The 22,580-nt window shown below is 68.7% G+C and carries 20 protein-coding genes; 11 read left to right on the top strand and 9 right to left on the bottom strand.

The window, feature by feature from the left end:
* Positions 1-3 precede the first annotated feature (3 nt).
* Genes AC5RVG_RS06265 through AC5RVG_RS06275 form a run of 3 tightly spaced genes read left to right on the top strand, consistent with a single transcriptional unit; the run spans position 4 to position 3,247 of the window.
* Positions 4-888 (top strand): branched-chain amino acid ABC transporter permease, encoded by an 885-nt coding sequence (locus AC5RVG_RS06265; protein WP_493977056.1) that lies wholly within the window; start codon positions 4-6, stop codon positions 886-888.
* Positions 885-1,916, top strand: coding sequence for a branched-chain amino acid ABC transporter permease (locus AC5RVG_RS06270; RefSeq protein WP_494013146.1), 1,032 nt, complete (start codon positions 885-887; stop codon positions 1,914-1,916). The genes AC5RVG_RS06265 and AC5RVG_RS06270 overlap by 4 nt, the downstream gene beginning before the upstream one ends.
* A 59-nt stretch (positions 1,917-1,975) precedes the next feature.
* On the top strand, positions 1,976-3,247 hold the full coding sequence (locus AC5RVG_RS06275) for an ABC transporter substrate-binding protein (protein WP_494013147.1): 1,272 nt from the start codon (positions 1,976-1,978) through the stop codon (positions 3,245-3,247).
* A 50-nt stretch (positions 3,248-3,297) separates the two neighbouring features.
* Here AC5RVG_RS06275 and AC5RVG_RS06280 read toward each other — a convergent pair whose 3' ends face one another.
* The 3 genes from AC5RVG_RS06280 to AC5RVG_RS06290 are packed head-to-tail and all read right to left on the bottom strand — an operon-like array spanning position 3,298 to position 7,258.
* The gene (locus tag AC5RVG_RS06280) at positions 3,298-5,430 is read right to left on the bottom strand and encodes an iron ABC transporter permease (protein WP_494013148.1); all 2,133 of its coding nucleotides are present in this window, start codon (positions 5,428-5,430) and stop codon (positions 3,298-3,300) included.
* Between the two features lie 17 nt (positions 5,431-5,447).
* Positions 5,448-6,407 carry an ABC transporter substrate-binding protein gene (locus tag AC5RVG_RS06285; protein ID WP_494013149.1) on the bottom strand — a complete coding sequence of 320 codons (960 nt, stop codon included), beginning with the start codon at positions 6,405-6,407 and terminating at the stop codon, positions 5,448-5,450.
* Entirely contained in the window at positions 6,404-7,258 is an 855-nt protein-coding gene (locus AC5RVG_RS06290; RefSeq protein ID WP_494013150.1) for an ABC transporter ATP-binding protein, read from the bottom strand. The genes AC5RVG_RS06285 and AC5RVG_RS06290 overlap by 4 nt, the downstream gene beginning before the upstream one ends.
* A 152-nt stretch (positions 7,259-7,410) precedes the next feature.
* On the opposite strand from AC5RVG_RS06290, the gene AC5RVG_RS06295 reads away from it, so the two are divergent.
* A complete protein-coding gene (locus tag AC5RVG_RS06295) occupies positions 7,411-8,187 on the top strand; it encodes a VOC family protein (protein WP_494013151.1) in 777 nt (258 codons plus the stop codon).
* A 73-nt stretch (positions 8,188-8,260) separates the two neighbouring features.
* Here the strand turns inward: AC5RVG_RS06295 and AC5RVG_RS06300 are convergent, their stop codons facing one another.
* Positions 8,261-9,979: an amidase gene (locus AC5RVG_RS06300; protein WP_494013152.1), complete on the bottom strand. Its 1,719-nt coding sequence runs from the start codon at positions 9,977-9,979 to the stop codon at positions 8,261-8,263.
* Positions 9,976-11,022: an agmatine deiminase family protein gene (locus AC5RVG_RS06305; protein WP_494013153.1), complete on the bottom strand. Its 1,047-nt coding sequence runs from the start codon at positions 11,020-11,022 to the stop codon at positions 9,976-9,978. The genes AC5RVG_RS06300 and AC5RVG_RS06305 overlap by 4 nt, the downstream gene beginning before the upstream one ends.
* 98 nt (positions 11,023-11,120) lie before the next feature.
* Between AC5RVG_RS06305 and AC5RVG_RS06310 the strand changes: the two genes are divergently transcribed.
* A complete protein-coding gene (locus AC5RVG_RS06310; RefSeq protein ID WP_494002176.1) occupies positions 11,121-11,765 on the top strand; it encodes a TetR/AcrR family transcriptional regulator in 645 nt (214 codons plus the stop codon).
* Positions 11,766-11,842: 77 nt separating this feature from the next.
* Here the strand turns inward: AC5RVG_RS06310 and AC5RVG_RS06315 are convergent, their stop codons facing one another.
* Both AC5RVG_RS06315 and AC5RVG_RS06320 read right to left on the bottom strand, forming a co-directional pair.
* Positions 11,843-12,247 (bottom strand): VOC family protein, encoded by a 405-nt coding sequence (locus AC5RVG_RS06315; protein WP_494013154.1) that lies wholly within the window; start codon positions 12,245-12,247, stop codon positions 11,843-11,845.
* Positions 12,248-12,256: 9 nt separating this feature from the next.
* Positions 12,257-12,697 carry a helix-turn-helix domain-containing protein gene (locus AC5RVG_RS06320; protein WP_494002174.1) on the bottom strand — a complete coding sequence of 147 codons (441 nt, stop codon included), beginning with the start codon at positions 12,695-12,697 and terminating at the stop codon, positions 12,257-12,259.
* A 290-nt stretch (positions 12,698-12,987) separates the two neighbouring features.
* Between AC5RVG_RS06320 and AC5RVG_RS06325 the strand changes: the two genes are divergently transcribed.
* Both AC5RVG_RS06325 and AC5RVG_RS06330 read left to right on the top strand, forming a co-directional pair.
* Positions 12,988-14,184 (top strand): M14 family zinc carboxypeptidase, encoded by a 1,197-nt coding sequence (locus AC5RVG_RS06325; protein ID WP_494002173.1) that lies wholly within the window; start codon positions 12,988-12,990, stop codon positions 14,182-14,184.
* A 167-nt stretch (positions 14,185-14,351) separates the two neighbouring features.
* Entirely contained in the window at positions 14,352-15,101 is a 750-nt protein-coding gene (locus AC5RVG_RS06330; RefSeq protein ID WP_494002172.1) for a TMEM175 family protein, read from the top strand.
* A gap of 146 nt (positions 15,102-15,247) precedes the next feature.
* On the opposite strand, the gene AC5RVG_RS06335 is transcribed toward AC5RVG_RS06330, so the two are convergent.
* The gene (locus AC5RVG_RS06335) at positions 15,248-16,921 is read right to left on the bottom strand and encodes a ribonuclease J (RefSeq protein ID WP_494002171.1); all 1,674 of its coding nucleotides are present in this window, start codon (positions 16,919-16,921) and stop codon (positions 15,248-15,250) included.
* Positions 16,922-17,262: 341 nt separating this feature from the next.
* On the opposite strand from AC5RVG_RS06335, the gene AC5RVG_RS06340 reads away from it, so the two are divergent.
* From AC5RVG_RS06340 to AC5RVG_RS06355, 4 genes are all read left to right on the top strand, one after another.
* Positions 17,263-18,495 carry an MFS transporter gene (locus AC5RVG_RS06340; protein ID WP_494013155.1) on the top strand — a complete coding sequence of 411 codons (1,233 nt, stop codon included), beginning with the start codon at positions 17,263-17,265 and terminating at the stop codon, positions 18,493-18,495.
* 176 nt (positions 18,496-18,671) lie between these two features.
* Positions 18,672-19,694, top strand: a complete 1,023-nt coding sequence (locus tag AC5RVG_RS06345; RefSeq protein ID WP_494013156.1) for a matrixin family metalloprotease — start codon at positions 18,672-18,674, stop codon at positions 19,692-19,694.
* Positions 19,695-19,778: 84 nt separating this feature from the next.
* Complete coding sequence (locus tag AC5RVG_RS06350) at positions 19,779-20,996, top strand: MFS transporter (protein ID WP_494013157.1); 1,218 nt, start codon at positions 19,779-19,781, stop codon at positions 20,994-20,996.
* A 140-nt stretch (positions 20,997-21,136) separates the two neighbouring features.
* The gene (locus AC5RVG_RS06355; RefSeq protein ID WP_494002346.1) at positions 21,137-21,421 is read left to right on the top strand and encodes a DUF1540 domain-containing protein; all 285 of its coding nucleotides are present in this window, start codon (positions 21,137-21,139) and stop codon (positions 21,419-21,421) included.
* Here AC5RVG_RS06355 and AC5RVG_RS06360 read toward each other — a convergent pair.
* Positions 21,402-22,382 (bottom strand): ornithine cyclodeaminase family protein, encoded by a 981-nt coding sequence (locus AC5RVG_RS06360; RefSeq protein WP_494013158.1) that lies wholly within the window; start codon positions 22,380-22,382, stop codon positions 21,402-21,404. The genes AC5RVG_RS06355 and AC5RVG_RS06360 overlap by 20 nt on opposite strands.
* Positions 22,383-22,580 lie beyond the last annotated feature (198 nt).

The following is a 22,580-nucleotide window of genomic DNA, read 5'->3' on the forward strand; positions in this document are numbered from 1 at the left end:
GCCGTGGATTCACTGTTCCTGCAGCTCATCATCGACGGCCTGGGCAACGGGGCCATCTACGCCGCCCTGGCGCTCGCCATCGTGCTGGTGAACCGGGCCACCGGGCTGATCAATTTTGCGCAGGGCGCCATGGCCGTGTTCTCCACCTTCCTGGCCTGGACCCTGTGGCAGGCCGGCATTCCGCCGGCGCTCGCCATTCCCCTGGCGATCCTGGTCTCGGCGCCGCTGGGCGCCGGGGTGGAGCGCCTGATCATGCGGCGCTTCGAGCGCGGGCTGCCCGACACCGCCATCATCGTCACGGTGGCCCTGCTGGTGCTGTTCACCGGGCTGGCCGGCCTGTTCTGGGGCTACAACTCCCAGCAGTTCCCCTCGCTCTTCCCGCTGGGCACCTTCCAGGTCGCCGGGGCCTTCATCAGCTATCAGTCGCTGGGCAACATCGTGGTGCTGCTGCTGGTGGTGCTGGCACTCCAGCTGCTGTTCAAGAAAACCAAGCTCGGCCTGGCCCTGCGGGCGGTGGCGGACAACCCCGAGTCCAGCGCGCTCTCGGGCATCCCGGTGGGCCGGCTGCTCATGGTGGGCTGGGCCCTGGCCGCGGTGCTGGGCGCCATCGCGGGCGTGTTGATCGCCCCGAAGGTCTTCTTGTCCCCGCACATGCTGGACCAGGTGCTGGTCTACGCCCTGGCCGCCGCCATCCTCGGCGGTCTCAACAGCCCGCTGGGCGCGGTGGTTGCCGCCGGCCTGATCGGCGTGGTCGAAAACCTCGCCGGGGCCTACATCGGCTTCATCGGCGACGACCTCAAGATCGCCGTGCCGCTGATCGCGATGTTCATCGTGCTGCTGGTTAGGCCCCAGGGCCTCTTCGGGCAGAAGGAGGTGGTGCGGGTATGAAGCGCAACGTCTTCGCCTCGCGCTGGTTCCGGATCGCCGCCGCCGTCGTCCTCGTCGTGCTGGCGGTCCTGGCGCCGCTGCAGCTCATCCCCTACGTGAACTACCAGCTGACAGTGGTCGCCGCCTTCGCCGTCGCGATCCTGGGGCTCAACCTCGTGACCGGGTACGCCGGGCAGATCTCGCTGGGCCAAAGCGCATTCATGGGGCTGGGCGCCTACGTCACCGCGTACGGCGTCACCGAGGGCTGGCCGGTGCTGCTGACCTTCATGCTCGCCGCCCTGATCCCCGCCGTCGTCGGTTTCCTGGTCGCCCTTCCCGCGGTCCGGCTGCGCGGGGTTTCGCTGGCCATGGTCACCATCTCGTTGCCGATCATCGCGGACCGGCTGGCCAAGCGACTGGACGATTTCACCGGCGGCTCCGTCGGCATCACCGTGCAGTGGATGAACGCCCCGGACTGGACCGGACTGGCCGACGACCAGTGGCGGTACTACGTGGTGCTCGGCATCGCCGCCGTGCTCTTCGTGCTGGCGGCCAACCTGACCCGTGGCCGGATCGGACGGGCCTTCGACATCGTGCGCGAGAACGAGGCCGTGGCCACCGCGATGGGCGTCTCCAACTACCGGTACAAGGTCCTCGCGTTCACCGTCGCGTCCCTGTACGGCGGCGTCGCGGGCTTCCTCTACCTGGCCGCCGTGCAATACATGTCTCCGGCCACCCTCAGCTTCGTGGTCTCCATCAACATGCTGGCGGCCATGATCATCGGCGGGTCGGCCAGCATACTCGGGTCCCTGCTCGGCGGACTCTTCTTCGTTTTCATTCCCGTCCTGGCCGGGCAAATCGACGCCTCGCACACCCCGATCATCTACGGCGCGGCCCTGCTGGTCATCCTGTTCCTGGCCCCCGGCGGGCTGGTGACCCTGCCCGCGCTGCTGCGGCGGATGCGGCTCAGACGTGCGGAGCCCGAGGCCGCCCTCAAGGCTCCCGACACCGGCCCTGAAGTCCATACCCCGACCACCACGGCGATGTGAGCCGGCAGGGGGGCAACTCACCGATCCAGCACAAAGCCCACAAGGCTAAGGAGAGAACAATGCGAACACGGCAGATCGGACGCGGCGCCACGGGTGCCGTGGCGGCCGCGGCGGCCCTCACGCTCGCGCTCAGCGGTTGCGGCCGGGGCGACGGCGGCAACTCGCCCGAGGGCAGCCCGGGCGCCACGGAGGGCGGCGGAGCGGAACAGGGCATCACCGACACCAGCATCCTGCTCGGCAGCACCACCTCGCTCAGCGGCGTGGCCGGCGCGCCGGGCAGCTGCCTGGTCGCGGGCATGGAGGCCTACTTCGGCGCCGCCAATGCGGACGGCGGCGTGGAATTCGGCGACGGCAAGACCCGCAAAGTGGAGCTCAAGGCGTACGACGACGCCTACGATCCCGGCCGCGCCGTGGCGAACTTCCGGCAGATGATCGCCGAGGGCGTCTTCGCCGACGTCAACGGCCTGGGCACCCGCACCAACCTGGCCGTCATGCCGGTGGCCACCGAGGAAGAGTTCCCGCAGGTGTTCGTGGCCTCCGGCGACTCGGTGTTCAGCGAAGACCCCGAGGCCAACCCGTGGACCATCGGCTGGATGCCCACCTACTACGCCGAAGGCAACTCCTTCGGCAAGTTCCTGGTGGACTCCGGCACGGCCGTCACCGTCGCCGTGCTGGAACAGAACGACGACGCCGGCAACGAGTTTGTTGCCGGGCTCGAGGACGCCATCCAAGGCTCGGAGGTGGAGATCGTGCAGCGGGCCACGTTCGAACCGGGCGACCCGACGGTGGACGCGCAGATGGCCCAACTGGCGGACAGCGAGGCCGACGTCTTCTTCTCGGCCAACACGGTGCCGGCGCTGACGGCGTCGTCGATGGTACGCGCGCAGGACCTTGGCTGGACCCCGTCCATCTTCCTGGCGGCCGTGGCCGCCAACGAGCGGGACGTGCTGGAACCGGGCAATGCCAGCGCCTTCCCGAACGTGTACAGCACCGGCTTCACCAAGCAACCCACGCAGACCGACGACGAGGAAGTGAAGCAGTTCCTGGCCGACATCAAGGAGTACGCCCCCGATACCGCCGACCAGATCATCCCGCATTGTCTCTGGGGCTACGCCACCGCGGCCACCCTCGAGGAAGCGTTCAAGAACATGGCCGAGCCGACCCACGAGGCGCTGATGGAAGCGGTCCGCAACGTCAAGGACTTCGAGCCGCCGCTGCTGCTCGACGGCCTGAGCGTGGACACCACCACCAACATGGCCCCGATTTCCGAGGTGCAGGTCCAGGAGCACACGGGCGAGGGCTACGTGCCGGCGGAGTCCTATGCGCCGTAAAGGCACCCCGTGGCGCCGGGGCGGTTCCGGCCGTTCCGGCGCCCGAAGGGTCATGCAGTCCGGTCGACGCGTGAGCGCCAGAGCAAGTACACGAAGTACGGGGCGCCGACCAACGCGGTCATGATGCCGGCCGGGATCTGTGCCGGGGCGATGACCGTCCGCCCGATGATGTCCGCCAGCACCACGGTGCAGGCGCCGAGCAGTGCGGCCACCGGCAAGACCCGGCTGTGCCGGGCGCCCACGAGCGACCGGGCCGCGTGCGGGGCGACCAGGCCGACGAAGGCGATCACGCCCACCGAGGACACCGCGCCGGCGGTCAGCAGCACCGCCGTCGTCAGCAGCAGCAGCCGGGTGCCGTTCAGGCCAACGCCCAGCACGCGCGGGGAATCGTCGTCGACGGCGACCAGGTCCAAGTCGCGGCGCAGCCCGGCCAGCACCGGCACGGCAAGAACCAGCGCGGCAAGCGGCGGCAGCACCGAGGCGAAGGTCCGGCCGTACGTGGAACCCGAGAGCCAGGTCAGGGCTTTCGTCTGGTTGTAGGGGTCCGTGGTGACCAGCAGGACTGCGATCACCGCGGTGAGCGCGGCGGAGACGCCAATGCCGATCAGGACGAGCTTGTTCTGCTGCAGGCCGCCACGGAACGCCAAACCAAACACCAACAGAGCCGTCAACGCCGATCCGACCAGCGCGGTTCCGGTGACCGCCCAGGCGCCGGCCAGCGGAACAGTAGTGATGACGATGATTGCCGCGAGCCCGCCGCCGCCGGACACGCCGATAATGCCCGGTTCGGCCAGGGAATTCCGGGACACCGCCTGGATCAGCGCTCCGGCGATCGCCAGCGCCGCACCGGCCAGCACTGCCGCCACAACGCGAGGCATCCGCGTACCCAGAACCGCGCTCACGCGGTCTCCGGATTGACCGGTGAGCCAATTGGCCAGATCGCCGAGCAGCAATTTTGCGTCGCCGAGCAGCGCCCCGGCCACCACCAGGCCGGCCAACAGGAAGACAAGCCCCAAAACCACGCTGAGATAAAACGGGCGGGAACGCAATCTGGCCAGGGCGTCGCCGGCCGCGCTGAGTCCGGCGTCCGGCATCCGCAGCGCCAGGATCACCAAGAACACCGCGCCGAATACCGTGGTGACCGCACCGGTCGGCACTTCGACCCCGGCCTGCGCACCGAGCACCACCCGGACCGCCACATCGGCGCCGACCACGACCACCGCGCCCGCCAGCCCCGAGATGGGCAGCAGCACCCGGTGGTGGCCCAAGCCCCGGACGCGGGAGGCCAGCAGCCGCACGATGGCGGGTGCGCACAGACCCACGAAGCCGATCGGACCCGCAATGGTCACCGCGCAAGCGGACAGCATCACGGCCAGGACGATTGCACCGGTGCGCGCGATCCGGGGGTCGGCGCCGGCCAAGCGGGAAGCATCGTCGCCTAGACCCAGCAGGTCCATCCTCCGGGCCAGGAACATCAGCCCGGCAACAGCCAGCAGGATGATCGGGGTGAACTGCAGCAGCTCATCGTTCCTGGTTTGGGCAATGCTGCCCTTGCCCCAGGCATACAAGCCGGTGGTCTCCTGACTGAACAACAGCAGCAGGCCGCTGGTAGCCGAGTGAAGCCCCAGGGCCAGGGCGGTTCCCGCCAACACCAGACGGATCGGACCGCCATTGCTATTGGCCCCCGCCCCGGACAAGGCAAGCACCAGCACCGCAGCGGCGAGGCCACCGATGAATGCGAGGCCGCCGGAGAGCAGCGCGGGTAGCGTGATCCCAAACGCGGCGACCGCGACGATCGCCAGATGGGCGCCGGCGTCGACCGCCAATGTATCCGGGGACGCCAGGACATTGCGGGTAGCGGACTGCAACGCGGCACCCGCTACCCCGAGGGCAACGCCGACCAGGATTCCGGCCAGCAGCCGCGGAATGCGGGAAGCAACCAAAACGGCGGTCTGCTGGTCGGAACCGCCGCCGTCGAGCAGGCCGAGCAACTCGGCCAGCCCGACGGCGGCGGTCCCCTGGGTGAGGTGGACCAGTGAGAAGAGGAGCAGGAGCACCAGTCCGCTTCCGGCGACCACCCCTGTTGCGGCCCGTCGCCCGCCTGCCCCGGCGGGAACCGGTTCGGGAGCCCCTGCAACGGCCGCCTGCACGGACGGCGCGGGCCTGTTCACCGTCTCGGTCATGGTTGGTCCGTCCCGTGCTACTTGGTGAGCGTGGAAACTATGGCGTCGACGTACTGGGTCATCGACGCGGGACCGCCGAACAGCCAGATGCCGTCCTCCAGCCTGTGGACCTCGCCGGCCTTTACGAACGGCAGCGACTTCCAGACGGCATTGTCGGCCAGTTCGTCGGTGAAGTCACCCTCGACGCTGTTGGTGATGTAGACAAAGCTGTCCGCGTCAACCGTGGTCAGCCCCTCAACGTCGGTGGAGGCCAGGCCGTAGGCGGCATCTCCTTCGAGATCCCAGGGAGAGACCAGACCCAATCCGGTGTTGATGTCGGCCAGCAACGAACCTTCGACGAAGGGCCGGATCGAGACCTGGCCGTCGGCCACCCAGCCGTCGGCGAAAGCGACCCGGGAGCCGGCAAGGCCTGCTTCTTCCAGTGCGGCTTTGCCATCCGCCATGGCGGCGTCGAACTCGGCGATGGCGTCGTCGGCCTTCGCTTCGGTGGCTGTGGCCTCGGCGATCAGCCGAAGGTTGTCCTTGGCCTGATGGATCTGGCGGCTGGCGTCGGCGGACTTAACCACCACCACCGGGGCCAGCTCTTCCAGCTGGGAAACGACGTTCTCGGCCAGGTCGGTGGTGGCGACAATCAGGTCCGCGTCCAGCGACGCGATCGTGTCGAAGCTTGGTTCACCGCGGGTGCCGATGTCGGTCACCGTGTCGTCCAGCGGAGCCGCATTCACCCAGGCGCCATAGCCCTTGACGTCGGCGACGCCGACCGGCATCACGCCCAAGGTGACCAGGTTTTCAACCACGTTCCACTCGGTGCCGACCACGCGGGTGGCCGGTCCTGAGAGCTCCACGTCTACGCCGCGCGAGTCGGTGACCGTGAGGCTGCCGGCGGCTGCGGGTTCGGCAGGCTCTTCGGTGGTGCCACAGCCGGTGAGCAACAATGCCACGGCGCCGAGGGCCGCCAGGGCCTTATGGATCTTCATGGACGGATGGTCCTTTCGTGTTGGTCATGCGTTTGGTCGGTGTGCCGCCCCACGGCCCGGGTGCGCAGCCGCCCGGTCAGCGGGTCGGCATGAGTGACAATGGGGATGGAGTAAACCTTGCTGAGCAGCTCCGCGTCCAGCGCCTCGTGGGCCGGGCCGGCGGCTGCGATGCGGCCTTCCGAGAGCACCACGACGTGGTCGGCGAGCGCGGCGGCCTCGTCGAGATCGTGCAGTACCAGGCCGATCGCCACGCCGTGGACACGGGCCAGGTCATAGACCAGATCGAGGATCTCCACTTTGTAGCGCAGGTCCAGGTGATTGGTGGGCTCGTCCAACAGCAGCACGGCAGCATCCTGCGCCAGGCAGCTGGCCAGCCACACGCGCTGCAGCTGGCCGCCGGACAGTTCCTGGACGCCCCGGTCCGCCAGATCCGTGATACCCGTGAGCAGCATCGCCCGTTCGACGGCGACGGGCCCCTCAGGATCGGCAGCCCTCCAGCGTCCGCGGTACGGGTGGCGTCCGAATTCCACCACCTCGCGGACGCTTAGTCCATGCGGAACCGGCCGGCTCTGCGACAGGAGAGTCACGTGTCTGGAAAATTCGCTGCGTTTCATCATGAGCGCATCGGTTGGGGCTCCGTCGTCGGGCTGCACGGCGATCGTTCCGGCAGACACGGCGTGCAGCCGCGCGAGCGCCCGCAGCAGGGTTGATTTGCCGCTGCCGTTCGGCCCCACGAGTGCGATGATCCGCCCCGGCTCCAACTGAAGGCCGGCACCGTGGACAACGTCCTTGTCCCCATAGCGCAGCACCAGGTCGCGTGCGTGGAGTCCTGCTCGTGTTGGTTGGATCACGCGGAACAGATTAGCTAAGGCTTACCTAATTAACCTAATGCGGCCGCAATGTTGCGGCGCCCCTCGGTCCCCCGGAACACCCATTGCCGCCGCGGCCCAGGCCCGAGTAGGCTCGCGCTTGTTTCCACCCAACCGCGGAACAGGAGCCAGCCATGCCCAAGCCCACCCTCGCCCCCGGTGCACCCTGCTGGGTGGACCTGATGACCTCCGATCCGGAGCGAGCCCAACAGTTCTACACGGAGCTTTTCGGCTGGACCTATGAGACCGGCGACCAGGAGAAGTACGGCGGCTACATTATGGCCTTCAAGGACGGCCATGCCGTTGCGGGCATCATGCAGAGCCAGCAGGCCGACACCCCGGACACGTGGACCACCTACCTGCGCGTGGACGACATCGACACCACCGCCAGCATCGCCACGGCCCACGGCGGCCAGGTCTACGTTGAGCCGATGGAAGTTCCCGAACAGGGCAAGATGGGCATGCTGGCCGACCCCGGAGGGGCCGCCGTCGGCCTCTGGGAGTTCGCCGGGCATACCGGCTACGAGCTGGCCGCCGAGCCTGGCTCCCCCGCCTGGCACGAACTCTTCACCCGCGACTATCCCGCCACCGTGAAGTTCTACCAGGACGTGTTCGGCTGGGACACGGACGTCATGAGCGACACCGACGAATTCCGCTACACCACGCTTGGCTCCGGCGACACCGCGGCGGCCGGGATCATGGACGCCGGCGCCTGGCTGCCCGAAGGCATCCCGGCGCACTGGCGCATCTACTTCGCCGTCGAGAACGCCGACGCGGCCGTCGACAAGGCCACCGCCCGGGGCGGGAGCGTGGTCCAGCCCGCCGAAGACACGTCCTTCGGCCGCGTCGCCACCCTGACCGACCCGACCGGCGCCATGTTCCTCGTGGTCCAGGAGCTGCCGCACGCCTAGCCCCCCGGAAATTGCGGGCCGGGCCCATCAGGTGCGCGTGTGCCGGCCCGCCCCTTGCTGGCCGGCCCGGCCGTCAGCCGAGCCGCGGGGTCCGCGGCGGCTCGGTGCGGCGGGCGCCGGTCGCCTCGAAGGCGGCCACCACGGCCAACAGGGCGTTGTCGTCGTAGGCGCGCCCCGCGAAGGTGAGTCCCACGGGCATGCCGATGTCCGCCGTCGTGCCCATGGGCACGGTGACGGTGGGAATGCCGAGGTGGCGCGGGACGAGGTTCCCGTTGGCCACCGAGACACCGTTGCGCCAGCCAAGGTCTGCCGAAGCCTGGTTGACGTCCATGTCCGCGGGGCCGATGTCCGCCACCGCCGGGAAAACGACGGCGTCCAGCGCGTGGTGGTCCAGCCAGGCTTCCAGGTCCACCCGGCGGGTTTCCTCGAGTCCCCGCAGCCCCTCCTCCAGATGGGGGATGTCGGTGAACGAGGCAACGCCGTGTTCGCGCACGTGCGCCGGATAGGCGGCGATGTCGTCGAAATCGTCGTAGGGGTCGGGCAGGGCTCCGGGCGGGTGCGGAAAAATCTTCGACCCGTCCACGTCGGCCAGGGTCCGAAACGCCGGGTCCCCGTTGGCGGCGAGGAAGTCATCCCACGCCCACGCGGAGAGATCCAGGATCTCCCGCCGCAGGTACTCCGGGCTGACCAGGCCGCGGGTGCCGATTTTCGGGGCACCGGGCCGGTCGCCTTCATAGTTGGAGACGACCGGGAAATCGACGGGAACCACCTCGGCCCCCGCCGCCTCGAGGTCCCGGCGGGCAGCTTCCCACAGCTCGATGACGGAGGCCCGGGTCTCGATCCGCTGCCCGGTGGGACCGCCGATGCCGGGGTCCTCGCCGGTGCCGGCATCGGGGTCGGCGTTGATGTACATGCGGGGCACGCCGAACCGTTTTCCCTGCAGCGCGTCCCGGGCCTGCTGGAGTCCGCGGGGCGCCAGGGCCGGGTACGAGGCGGGCCGGACCGACGAGGCGGCGGGGATGGGCACCCAGGGCTGCAGGCGCCAGAAGTCGCCGCGGGTTTCGGGGTCGTCCGCCACGATCACGTCCAGCACTTCCAGCAGGTCGGCCATGGTCCGGGTGTGCGGCACCACCACGTCCATGGTGGGGACCAGCGGCCAGTTGCCCCGCACCGAGATGATGCCGCGCGACGGGGTGTAGGCACACAACGCGTTGTTCGACGCCGGCGCCCTGCCGCTGGACCAGGTCTCCTCGCCGAGGCCGAAGGCGGCGAAACTTGCCGCGGTCGCGGTTCCGGAGCCGTTGGATGAGCCGGAGCCGAAGGCGGCCGTCAGGAAGTCGGCGTTGTAGGGGCTTTCGGCGCGTCCGTAGAGGCCGCGCTGCATGCCCCCGTTGGCCATCGGCGGCATGTTGGTGAGGCCCAGGAGCACCGCCCCTGCCGCGCGCAGCCGTTCGATGGCGAACGCGTCCCGCCTGGCGACCAGATGCTCGAAGGCGGGCGAGCCGGCGGCGGCGGTGAGGCCTTCGGCCATGTAACTGTCCTTGGCCGTATAGGGGATGCCGTCCAGCGGTCCCAGGGTTTCTCCGCGGGAACGCCTCCGGTCGGAAGCGCGGGCGTCCGCGAGCGCCTCGGGATTCATGACGACGACGGCGTTCAGCCGGATGCCGCCGTGGTCGTAGGCGGCGATGCGTTCCAGGTAGGCGTTCGTGAGTTCCTCGCTGGTCGCCTGCCCCGTGTGCAGCGCCTCGCGCAGCTGGGCAATCGAGGCCTCGACCACGTCGAACCGGCTCATGCTGCCGCCTTCGCGCCGGGCTTGGGTTGCTGCTGCGTGATGCAGTGGATCCCGCCGCCGCGGGCCAGTATCGGCCGCGCGTCCACCGTGACTACGCGGCGGCCGGGGTAGGCTTCGGCCAGGATTTCGGCCGCCAGCGCATCGGCGCGCTCCTCGCCGTAGCCGCAGGCGATCACGCCGCCGTTGACCACCAGGTGGTTGACGTAGCTCCAGTCGACGAAACCCTCCTCGTCCTTCAGGGTGTCGGGGGCGGGCAGTTCGACGATGTCGAACGGCTTGCCCGCCGCATCGACCTGGGTCTCGAAGAAGGACCGCAGGGACCGGCTGACGTCGAAGTCGGGGTGTGCGGGGTTGTTTTGCATGTGCAGCAGGATCCGCCCGGGTGAGGGAAGGGCGGCCACCATGTCTATGTGCCCGCGCGTGCCCAGGTCCTCGTAGTCACGGGTCAGGCCCCGGGGGACCCACACCGTATGCGTGGCGCCCAGCGTGCGGGCCAGTTCAGCTTGCACCCGCCCCTTGTCGGCATACGGATTCCGATCGGGATCGAGCTGCACGGTTTCGGTCACCAGCACGGTGCCCTCGCCGTCAACGTGGATGGCGCCGCCTTCGTTCACCAGCAGGGAGGTGACGAGTTCGGCGCCGGCCTGCGCGGCGACAAAGCTTCCGATGCCGCGGCTCTTCTCCCACTCGGCCCAGGCCGGCGCGCCCCAGCCGTTGAAGGTCCAGTCCACCGCCCCGAGGACGTCCGGCCGTTCGTCGTCGACCACGAAGGTGGGGCCGATGTCCCGCATCCAGAACTCATCCAGCGGCGCCTCGAGCCGGTCGATTCCGCTGTCCAGCATGCGGCCGGCGCGCTCCCGCTCCGTCGGGTCGACCACCATGGCAACCGGTTCGAACTCCGCGACGGCATGCGCGACCGCGGCCCAAGCGCCGTACGCTTCCTCGGCCGACGCCGCATCCGCGCCCAGCGTCAGCCCGGCCCGCGGGAACGCCATCCAAGTGCGCTCGTGGGGATCGGTTTCCGCCGGCATTCTCCAAGCCACAGAGGCCTCCGTCTCGTGAGGGAACAGGAAGGGCCGCCCGGCCCGCTTGTTGATCGCATGATCAATAATGCAGCGAAGTTACTCTAGACTGTTCTGTGATGTCAAGCACACCCAAACGCACCCCGCGCAAGGCGCCCGCCGAACGCGCCGCGGAACTCGCCGAAGCGGCCCGGGCCATCGGGCTCGAGCAGGGCCTTGCCGCGATCACCCTGCGCAACGTGGCGGGCAGGGCCGGGGTGGCCCCGGGCCTGGTGGCGCACTACCACCCCACCGTCGACGTCCTCGTGGCCGGCGCCTTCACCTCCATCGTGGCCGCTGAAATTGATGAGGTGTCGGCCATGGTGGCGGAGAGGCCCACGCCCCGGCAGGGCCTCGGCCTGCTGCTTGACACGCTTCTGGACGACCGCCGGCTGGATGTGACGGCGGTATGGGTGGAAGCGTGGTCCTTGGGCCGCCGGAACGAGGCGCTGGCAGTCAGCGTGCGCGCGCAGATGGACGCGTGGCAGGCGGTGATCCGGGAGCTGCTCGAGGCGGGCGTTGCCGCCGGCGAGTTCACCACGCCGGACGCGGAAACCGTGGCCTGGCAGGTTCTGGGCATGATCGACGGGCTGAATGCCCAGGGGCTGGTGCGCTGGAACGGGGTCAGCGACCGGCACACCCACCTCGCCCGCGCCGTGGAAGTGATGGTCGGAGCGGCGCCGTCGTCGCTGCTGCCCCACGCGGCGCCCGTCACGGACACGTGACCCGCGGACGCATGCCGGGGTATGGGACGACGGCGGAGGCTCGCCTCAACCGGTGAGCGGCCGCCGTCGTTCCGGGGTTACTTGTCCTGATTGATTCGGATCATGTTGCCCGAAGGGTCGCGGACGGCGCAGTCGCGCGGTCCCCACGGCTGGTCCATGGGCTCCTGCAGGACCTCCGCCCCGATGGACACCAGCCGTTCGAAGGCGGCGTCCAGGTCATCGGTGCTGAAGACCAGCATGGGCAGTACGCCCTTGACCAGCAGCTCCTGGAGCTGGTCGCCGTCGGCCTGCGAGCGCCCGGCGTGGGGAGCGGACAGCACCAGCTCCAGCCCGGGCTGGTCGGGGCTGCCCATGGTGATCCAGTGGAAGCCGTCGTTGGCGACGTCGTTGCGGACTTCCAGCCCCAGGCCGTCCCGGTAGAACGGGATGGATTCCGCGGGGTCATTGACCGTGATGTTGCAGTACTGAAGTGAAATGCTCATGCACCCAACCTACGCAGGGGCCGGGGCGGCCGCTTCTTCGATCCTGCTCGATCTCGGGTTCACGGGCCGGGTCAGCAGCTTCGCGATGCAGGGCGGCATCGCCTCGGCCGCCGGATGCTCCCGGGCCCGATAAGCGCTGGGGGTTTCGCCCACCAGCTGGGTGAACCGGGTGCTGAACGATCCCAGCGAGGTGCTGCCCACCTCCATGCACGCGTACGTGACGCTCGCCCCGGAGCGCAGCAGCGCCATCGCGCGCTCAATCCGGCGGGTCATCAGGTAGTTGTAGGGCGTCTCCCCGTAGGCCGCCTTGAACCGGCGCGAAAAATGCGCCGGCGACATCAGCGCCTTCGCCGCCATCGTCGGCACATCGAGAGGCCGGGCAAAGTCCCGGTCGATCAGGTCCCGCGCCCGGCGCAGATGCGCCAGGTTGACCAGTTCCTCAGGGGTCACACGTCGAGGTTATCCCCTGCCCGGAGCGACGGGTAGCCGTGCGGGGCGGCGGCAGGCGGCCGCCGCGCGGTTTCCCGGACCCCGGATGCAGCCGTGGCGGGTCGTTGGACGTCGCGGCCGGCAACTATGGGGTGGCAGTCCGCGATCCGCCCCTGAACTCTGGTGCAATCCCGGGACCCACCGCTAGCGTCTCATTACCGGCAGTTCCCTCGAGCCGCCGATCCCTTCAGCGCAGCCGCCTGAGCCGGCTGCGCTGAAGCATGAATCGCTCAACCTTTGGAGGACATGCAGTGACGCACCAGCCCAAAAGCAGCACCAGCCACGGTTCGACCAAGCCCCGGCGCTACCGCAGCCTGGCCGCGGCGGCGGCCCTCGCCGTCGTCATTCCCTTTAGCGCCGCAACCCCTGTTCTTGCGGATGCCAACTTCCCCTCCACCGAGGGCAACACCAATACCGCCAGCATCCTGACCTATGACGACCTCGTGAAGGAACTGCGGAAGCTGGAAAAGAACAGCCGCTTCGGCGTGGACGCCTTCACGCTGGAGGAGGCCGGCACGCAGGTCAACAAGTCCGAGCAGGGCCGCGACCTCTGGGTGGCCACCGTCGGCACCGGCGCCGAGCATGTGTGGATCCAGGGCCGCATCCACGGCAACGAACCCTACGGCACCGAGTCGATCCTGTCGCTGCTGAAGGACCTGGGCACCAACGGTTCGGCGGACTATCAGCTGCTGCGCGAGAAGTTCACCTTCCACTTCATCCCGATGTACAACCCGGACGGTTCAGAGGCGAACATCCGCCACACCGTGCTCTGGGACCAGGCCGCCGATCTGCCGGAGTTCGGCGCCAACGGGCGGGAACAGCGGATCGACCTGAACCGGGACTGGACGCCCACCGGATTCGTGGCCAACGAGTCGCTGGCCTTCTACGAGTACTGGACCGATGTGAAGCCGGCCTACGGGATCGACATCCACCACCAGGGCCTGAAGAAGGAGTGGGGCACCGGCGACGACGTCACGCTGTCGTTGGGCATCTCGCTCGCCCCGGGCGGACCGACCCTGCCGGGGATCAAAGACGGGGCCTACGACGAACTGACCCGCCAGATGCACGTCCACGTCTACGACGAACTCTCCCAGTACGGTTCCATCAATATGGACCGCTACCAGGTGGGCAACGGCCTTGAGATCGACATCAAGGGCGGCGTGGTCTCGGCCATGATGCTGGGCCTGGACTATCAGGGAATGAACCCGGAGGGCCACTCCAACCCCGTGGTCTTCTTCGAAACGTCCGGCAACACGTCCGACGGCAGCCTCGGCCAGAAGGCGAGGGGCAAGAGCGTCAGGCAGAATCTGCTCGCCATGAAGGAACTGCTCCTGGGCCTGGCCACCGGCGAAGTCCAGCAGGAGGACGCGGACCGCTGGGAGGAGATCCCGCATCAGCCGGTCACCGGCTACAACACCGACTACGCCGGGACCATCCCGGTCCCGTAGCCGGCCTTGCCAGCAGTGGCGCGGCGCTTTCCCGCGCCGCGCCACTGCGCCACCAACGACGGCGGTGCGGGGTACACCATCGGGCCTCAGTCCCGACCAGAGGCGGGCGCCGCCCTCGCGCCTTCCGCCCATTGCATAGCGACCACGGTTTGCGCCACGCTGATCTCGTGGCACAACCCCGGGACGGCGAACCGCCGGCATACGGCGCGGGCCCCGAAAGCTCCGCGGAACATTCCGAACAGCCGGAGCGCAATTCCGCCATGTTGGCCCGGGAGTCCAGCGAGTTTGACCGCGGCATCGGCTTTTACGACGTGATCTACGGTTTTGCCATCACGCTGCTGATCACCAACCTGGATGCTCCTTCGCCGGAGGCATGGCAAGACCTCCGGTCGCTGGCAGGCTCCGGCCTGGTGCATCAGCTTGCCGGTTTCGTCCTGAGTTTCGTGGTGATCGCCGTGTTCTGGCGGATGAACCTCCGCCTGATACAACGGCTCTCGGCGCTGGATTCCGCAACGACGACGGCGAACCTGGTGGCTGCCTCCTTCGTCATCCTGATTCCGTTCACCACGCAGGGCATCAGCGACCCCGAAACCTCGTCCCTGGAACTGTCGACCGTGCTGTACGCAGCCAACCTTGCCCTCGCTGCCTTGGCGCAGCTGGCCATGTTCGAGATCGCCCGCAGGAACCGCCTCGAGATCGAGCCGATGAACCGCAGGCAGCATCGGGCGTTCGTGCTCGATTCCCTCGTCCCGCCGCTGGTCTTCGCGATATCGATCCCGGTGGCCTTCGCCGCCGGCGGGACGGCGGGAAAGCTCACCTGGGCCTCGCTCATCGTGCTGGGACCGCTTTCGGGCAGGCTCGCCGCCCGGGAAAGCCGGCGGCCAACGGCTGATTCACGGCAGAAGGAGCGCCGGTGACCAGGAATTCCTCCACGGGCTGCCGGAACCCACCGGCCCTCGGGCAGTGAGCGGGAGGCAGGAGCGCTCCTTAAAAGAGCGGAGGGACGGACGGGCTTATGCCCGTCCGTCCCTCCCGGCTTTCTTCGCTGTGGCGAACGGGCCGGCTACGCCTCCACGATGATGACCGTGACCACGGGCTTGCGCCGCAGCGCCCGGTCGGACCAGCGGATCAGGGCCTGCGCGATCGCCTTCTCGGCGTCCGGGCCGGTCTTGTCGCCGCGCATTTGCATCAGCGTCTTCTCCACGATGCCGGTGGCCTTCTCCAACTGCTCGACCGCCGGGGCGAAGCCGACCGGGAAGAACTCCGGGTCTTCCTCCAGCCGCCCGGTGTCCGGGTTGACGATCAGCAGCGCGGTGACTGCGCCGTCTTCGGCCAGCCGGAGCCGGTCCTGCAGGGAGGCTTCGGTGGCCGCGCCGGCCACCATGTTCTCCACGTAGACGTAGTCGGCTGCGATCTGGCCGGAAACCCGGGCCACGCCGTCCTTCAGGTCGATGGTGGTGCCGTCTTCCACGATCAGCGCGCGCTTCGGGTCCACGCCGGTACGAACGGCCAGTTCGGCATTGGCCTTCAGGTGGCGGTGCTCGCCGTGGACGGGCAGCACGTTCTTCGGGCGGACCAGGTTGTAGCAGTACACCAGCTCGCCGGCCGAGGCGTGGCCGGAGACGTGCACCTTCGCGTTGCCCTTGTGCACCACGTTGGCGCCGCGCTTGGTCAGGTCGTTGATCAGCCGGTAGATGGAGGATTCGTTGCCCGGCACCAGCGAGGACGCCAGCAGCACGGTGTCGCCCTCGGTCAGGTCGATCATGTGGTCGCCGCCGGCCATGCGGGCCAGCGCAGCCATCGGCTCGCCCTGGGAGCCGGTGCAGATCAGCACGGCCTTGGTGGGCGGCAGCTTCTCCAGTTCCTTGAAGTCCACGAGCACCCCGCGCGGGATGTTCAGGTAGCCGAGCTCGCGCGCCGTCGTCATGTTGCGCACCATGGACCGGCCCACGAAGGCGACCTTGCGGCCGTACTTGTGTGCCACGTCGATGACCTGCTGGATGCGGTGCACGTGGCTGGCGAAACTGGAGACGATCACGCGGCGCGGGGCGGTGCGCATGACCGTATCGATGGCCGGCACCAGATCGGCCTCGGCAGCGAGGAAACCGGGGACTTCGGCGTTGGTGGAATCCGGCAGGAACAGGTCCACGCCCTCGTCGCCCAGCCGCGCGAACCCGGCCAGGTCGGTGATCCGGCGGTCCAGCGGGAACTGGTCCATCTTGAAGTCGCCGGTTGCCAGCACCAGCCCCGCCCCGGTCCGGATGGCCACGGCCAGTCCGTCCGGAATGGAGTGGTTGACGGCCAGGAATTCCAGGTCGAACGGACCGAACTTCTTCCGGTCGCCCTCCTTGACCTGCACCATCTTGGCGTTCAGGCGGTGTTCCTGCAGCTTGGTCTTCACGAAGGCCAGCGTCAGCTTCGCGGAGATCACGGGGATGTCGGCGCGTTCCTTCAACAGGTACGGCACGCCGCCAATGTGATCCTCGTGCCCGTGGGTGAGGACAATGCCGACGACGTCGTTGAGGCGTTCGCGGATGTAGGAGAAGTCGGGCAGGATCAGGTCCACGCCCGGGTGCTGCTCCTCGGGGAACAAGACGCCGCAGTCCACGATCAGCAGCTTGCCGCCGAACTCGAACACCGTCATGTTCCGGCCGATCTCGCCCAGTCCGCCCAAGGGGACTATGCGCAAGGCGTCCTTGGCGAGTTTCGGAGGAGTTTGCAACGGCTTGGTGTTCATGGATTCCGATCTGTGGTGCGGTGTGTTGCCGGGCATCAACGCCCGAAGCCGGAGTTGCCGGCACTGAAGTCTTGGGTGGCCGATGCGCCCGAGGCGCTTCGACGGCCTTCCGTGCAGCGGGTGCGGACGGAAAGCATACTTCTCCCGACTTTACCACCGGGCAGAAGGAATCCCGTCCCGGCGCAGGCCTGCCGCGAATAATGACGGCGATGCCCACCCTCGACGTAAACCATCAGCGGTGGCGCCGATCACTTCGGCTAGGGTGACTGGGGATTCTCCGTTGCCGCCCACACGACCCGAAGGAGCCAGCCACGGTCCGCGCATTCGCCTCCCGGCCGGCATTGCCGTGGGTGCTTCTGGGCATCGCCATCCTGGCTTTAAGCCTGCGTGCACCGATCATCGCGCCCACCGCCGTCGTCGGGGACATCCGCGCCGACACCGGGCTGTCGGCCGCGGGCGCGGGCCTGCTCACGGGACTGCCGGTGCTGCTCTTCGCGCTGGCCACTCCCCTGGCCACCCAGACGATCCGGCGCTGGGGCCCGGAAGCTACGGTGGTGCTGTGCCTGGCCGGTGTCCTGGCCGGAACCGTAATCCGATCCCTCGGCCCGGTACCGGTGGTGCTGACAGGGACGGTAATCATCGGCGCGGCGCTCACGCTCGGCAACATCGTGGTTCCGGTGCTGATTCGCCGCGACGTGCCCTGGAACCGCGTTTCCGCTGCCACCGGCGTCTACTCGGCCACGATGAACGTCGGCTCCATGGCGACCTTGCTGGGCACCGCACCGCTCGCCGCGCTCGTCGGCTGGCGGTGGGCACTGGCGGCCTGGGGCGTGTTGGCCATCCTCGGCCTCGCCTACTGGCTGCCGACGGCGCGACGGCGGCGCGCGGCTTTGGCAGCCGGGCCGGACCGCGCGTCCGGTGAAGCGCCCGCCAATACCGCCGCAGCCAAACCCGTTGGCACCGGTGGATCCGGAACGGCGTCGATGCCGCGCCCGAAGACCGGCGGCGGGCGGCCCAATAGGTGGATCATCTGGTTGCTGACCTTGGCCTTCTGTGGCCAGTCCGCCGCCTACTACGGAACGACCACCTGGCTGCCCCTGCTGCTGTCCGAAGTCCGGGGCATGTCCATTGCCGCCTCCGGAGCCACGGCCTCGCTCTTCCAGGTGGCCGCCATTGTCGGCGCTTTCGGGGTGCCGCTCGTGGCAGCACGAACCCGGCTCTGGGTGCCGACGGCAGGCATCGCCGTCTTGTGGATGACCCTCCCCCTCGGCCTGCTCCTGGCACCCGACGCCTACATTCTCTGGTCCATCACGGGAGGGATCGCCCAGGGCGGCGGGTTCACGGCCATCTTCTCGGTCATCCCGCGCGTGGCCCGCAACGACAACGAGGCGGCCTCCGCGTCCGCCCGGATCCAGACGGGCGGATATCTGGCCGCGACCTGCGCACCGCCTGTGGCCGGATGGCTGAACACGGTGACCGGAGGCTGGACCGCTCCCCTGCTTCTTGTCCTCGCGTGCACGGTGGCGTTCGCCGCGGGCGGGCTGTCGGCCGTGCGGGCGTCCGAGCGGCAGTAGGCCGCGGGCGGGCTGCTGGCGGTGCGGGCGTCCGAGCGGCAGTAGGCCGCGGAATTATTCTGGCCGGCGGCCGCCCTGGAGCTGCCTCTACCCTGGTGGTTCCCGTTTGATGAAACGTATAATTTTGCTGCTGTCGTCGTTCGGCGAAGCCGAATTGGGGTAGTTGGGGGAAGCAGATGCAGCACCGGGCAGAGGGACTGGCAAGGGACGCGTCCCCCGGGGCGCAAACCCGGCCCGGGCAGCCGGGCGTCAAGCGGTCACCCAGCGGGAGGATCCCGCAATGGGCGTTGGACGAGGCACTGGGAACCTCTTCCCCGCACCGGCCCGCCGAGGGGCCCGCTGCCGGCTGGCCGACCCCGGCGGCAAAGTCCCGCCCGCGTTCCGTGCAGCGGGGTACCTCCCCGCGCCGCGCCGGCCGCCTGTCGACCGGGCTGGCCCTCGCCTTCGTCATCGCCCTGTGCTTCGCCCCGGGCGTGTTCAGCCGACACGTCATGCCGGCGATAGCCCCCTACCTTCCCGGCGCGGACATTCCGCCCCGCGGCGTCGAAGCCGCCGACAACCCCCTGGGCCGGCCGCCCGCCGTCGCGGAGTCGGACGCCTACGAGTTGTACGCAACACCGCCGGAGTCCTCGCAGCCCTTCCTCGCCTATGACCCCTGCCGCCCCATCCACTACGTGGTCCGTCCGGACAATGCGCCGCCGGGGGGCGACACGATCATTCAGGAAGCCATCGCCGAGGTTTCCGCGGCCAGCGGACTGCAGTTCGTTTACGACGGACCCACTGACGAGGCCTTCGCCGAGGAAGGCCGCGAACGCTTTCAGCCGGAGCGGTACGGCAAGCGGTGGGCGCCGGTGCTGATCACGTGGTCGGATCCCGACGAAGTGTCCCGGCTGGCCGGAGATATAGCCGGACTCGGCGGCAGCTCCTCGGTCGGCGCACGGGGAACGCCGCACGTTCTCGTCGCCGGCCAGATCACCCTGGATGCGCCGGCGCTCCGGAACGTCCTCACATATCCCGACGGTCGGGAGCACGTGCGCGCCGTCATCATCCACGAGCTCGGCCACGTGCTGGGGCTGGCGCATGTGGATGATCCGGAGCAACTGATGTATGCCGGGGCAAACGGCGTGACTGCACTGGCCGACGGCGACCGGGCGGGCCTGGCGCTGCTGGGCACCGGTCCGTGCGTGCCGGAAGTGTAGCCCGGCGGCATAATCAGGACTGCTGGTCTGCCCGGAACGCTGGGACAACGAGGACCGGTCCAGGCAGGCTAGGAGGCCGTCCGCATGCAGGAGAAGCTGTGGAGCAGAAACTTCGTGCTGGCCATCGGCGCGAATCTGTTCATCTACATCGTGTTCTACCTGCTGATGACGTCCATGGCCCTCTACGCGGCCCAGCGGTTCCTAGCCTCCGACGCCGGGGCCGGCTTTGCGTCCAGCGCCTTCATTTTGGGGGCGCTCGTCTCGCGGTTCTTTGCCGGGCCGCTGATCGACAACGCGGGCCGGCGGCGGATGCTGCTGATCAGCCTGGCCGCCTTCGTCGCGGCTTCCCTCCTGTACATCCCGGCAAACTCCCTCACCTCGTTGGTGGTCCTGCGGCTGGCCCACGGTGTGGCTTTCGGCCTCGCCAACACCGCCGTCACGGCCGGTGCGCAGGCGCTGATTCCGCCCGCCCGCCGCAGCGAAGGCACCGGCTACTTCGCCGTTTCCACCACGCTGGCCACCGCCCTCGGGCCGCTGCTGGCGGTGGTGCTGGTTGTTGACGGCAGTTACGAGGGCGCGTTCCTCTTTTGTGCGGCCTGTTCCGTCGCGGCGTTGGCGGTGACCCTGATCCTGAAACTGCCGGAAGCGCCGGCGGCGCCCACCGCCCTCGTCAATCAGCGCGGTCCGGGCGGCGAGCCTGAAAGGAAGCGCCGAACCCCCGCGGTCCTGCTCGGAAAGGTGTTCGCGCCCGAGGTCCTGCCGATCACCACCGTGCTGCTGGTGAGCGGGCTGGCGTTTTCCGGCATCCTCTCGTTCCTCACCTCGTATGCCGCTGCCGCGGGTGCGGCGGATGCGGCGGCGCTGTTCTTTATGGTGTTTGCCGCCGCGGTGCTGGTGTCGCGGCTGACCGCCGGCAGGGTCCAAGACCGCCGCGGCGACAACGTGGTGCTGTATCCCGCGCTGGTGCTGTTCGCCGCCGGCCTGGCGCTGCTGGCGCTCGGGCCGGACACCCGGATAGTCGTCGCCTCCGCGGTGCTGAGCGGCCTCGGGTTCGGGACCCTGCTGCCCGGAACGCAGGCCATTACCGTCCGGCTGGTTGCGGAGCGGAGGTTCGGCACCGCCCTGGCCACCTACTACCTGATGCTGGACATCGGCACCGGCTTCGGCCCGGTGCTGCTGGGCCTGCTGGTGCCGCTGACCGGCTTCGACGGAATGTACGGCTGGCTTGGCCTGCTCATGCTTGCCTGCATCCCGCTGTACTACCTGGTACACGGCCGGACAGCCAGCCGCGCGGCCGCCTGAGCCGCGGGCCCGGCGCCTATTGTCGCGCTGACAATTACCTCACATTCTTATGCCTTTTTGATCGTCCGCATCGGGCCTACCGTAGTTAATGGAGCCGCCCAACCCGGGGCGGTCCCGGGATGGAAGGAAGTGCCATGACTGTGACTTCACACGTCAGCGACTGCTCAGTGACCAACTGTTCCTTCAACGATCACAGCGAATGCAATGCGGCCGCCATCACCGTGGCCGGCGGCGAGAACCATGCCGCCTGTGCCACCTTTATCGACACCGGAGTGCACGGCGGGCTGCCCAAGGTGCTGGCCAGCGTCGGCGCCTGCCAGCGGACCGAGTGCACCCACAACGACCACCTCATGTGCCAGGCGCCCGAAGTTCACGTGGGTCCCGGCGCGGACAACGCGGACTGCCTCACGTACGCGCACCGGTAACGCGCGGCCCGCCCTCTTCATAGACCACGGCCGCCGTCACCAGGTCCTCCCAGGCCATGCCGACGCCGGTGTAGAGGCAGCACGTGCGCGGGCGCCGGACCAGCTTGCCCTGCACAAGGTCACGCAGGTTCGGCGGCTGGATTTGCCGCCATTCCTCCACGCTGCGGGCCGGGATCAGGTCCCCGCTCTCCCGCCAGGACGAAGCCCGGCCTTCCACGACCACGTCGCTGCGCAACACCAGCGCCGCGTCGACCTCCCGGGCGTCCAAGCCGTGCTGCCCAACCGACGCGATGATCGCCCCGTCCTTGGGCAGCCTGCCATCGAACAGCGGCTTCGGCGAGGATGTCACGCAAAGTACGACGTCGGCGCCCGCCACGGCAGCGTCCGGCGCACCGGTTGCGTCGGCCACCTCTATTCCCTCCGCGGCCAGCACGGCGATCAGGTTCGAGATGCGTTGCGGACGCTGGCCGACGACCGCGAAGCCCGCGTTCGGAAATACGGATTTGGCGGCGCGGATGTGGTTCAGCGCTTGTATCCCCGCGCCGAAGACCAGCACCTGCGGGGCATCCCCAAAGCCCTCGCCGTCCGGTGCCGCCGCCGCAATGTTCTTCACGGCCGCCAAGGTTGTAGCCGGAGTGCGGATGGCTGTGAGCTCCGCGCCGTCCATCGTCGCCAGCGGGGCCAGCGTCTCGGCGTCGAACAAGACGTAGATGCCCTGGATCTTCTCCAGCCCGCGGGCCGGATTCTTCGGCGCGATTGTCGCCACCTTCACCCCGCTGTAGCGGCCGCCGCCCTCGGTCGGCATCAGCAGAAACTCCCCGTCCGGCGCGGGGCTGAACAACCGGGGACTGTCCAATTCCGGATCCACGCCGGACTGCAGCCCCTCTTCGATGGCGCGCACCGCGCGACTGAACGGAACAGCGGCACGCACGGCATCGGCGTCGTAATAAGGGATGGTCACAGAAAGTCCTCTCGCAGCATCTGGAGTCGTTGCTGGCCGGATTCTACGGCCAACATCCGCCGGTTACAGTTTTCGTGACCCCCATCACTTCACGCAGGGCAACCCCGCGTGCGGCGATACCGCGATTCCGCCCTTCCGTCCCCGCAACACCCAAGTCAGGCGGCTAGAGAGGACCACGCCGCCGGACCCGGAGGATCA

This window comes from Arthrobacter senegalensis, assembly GCF_059091765.1.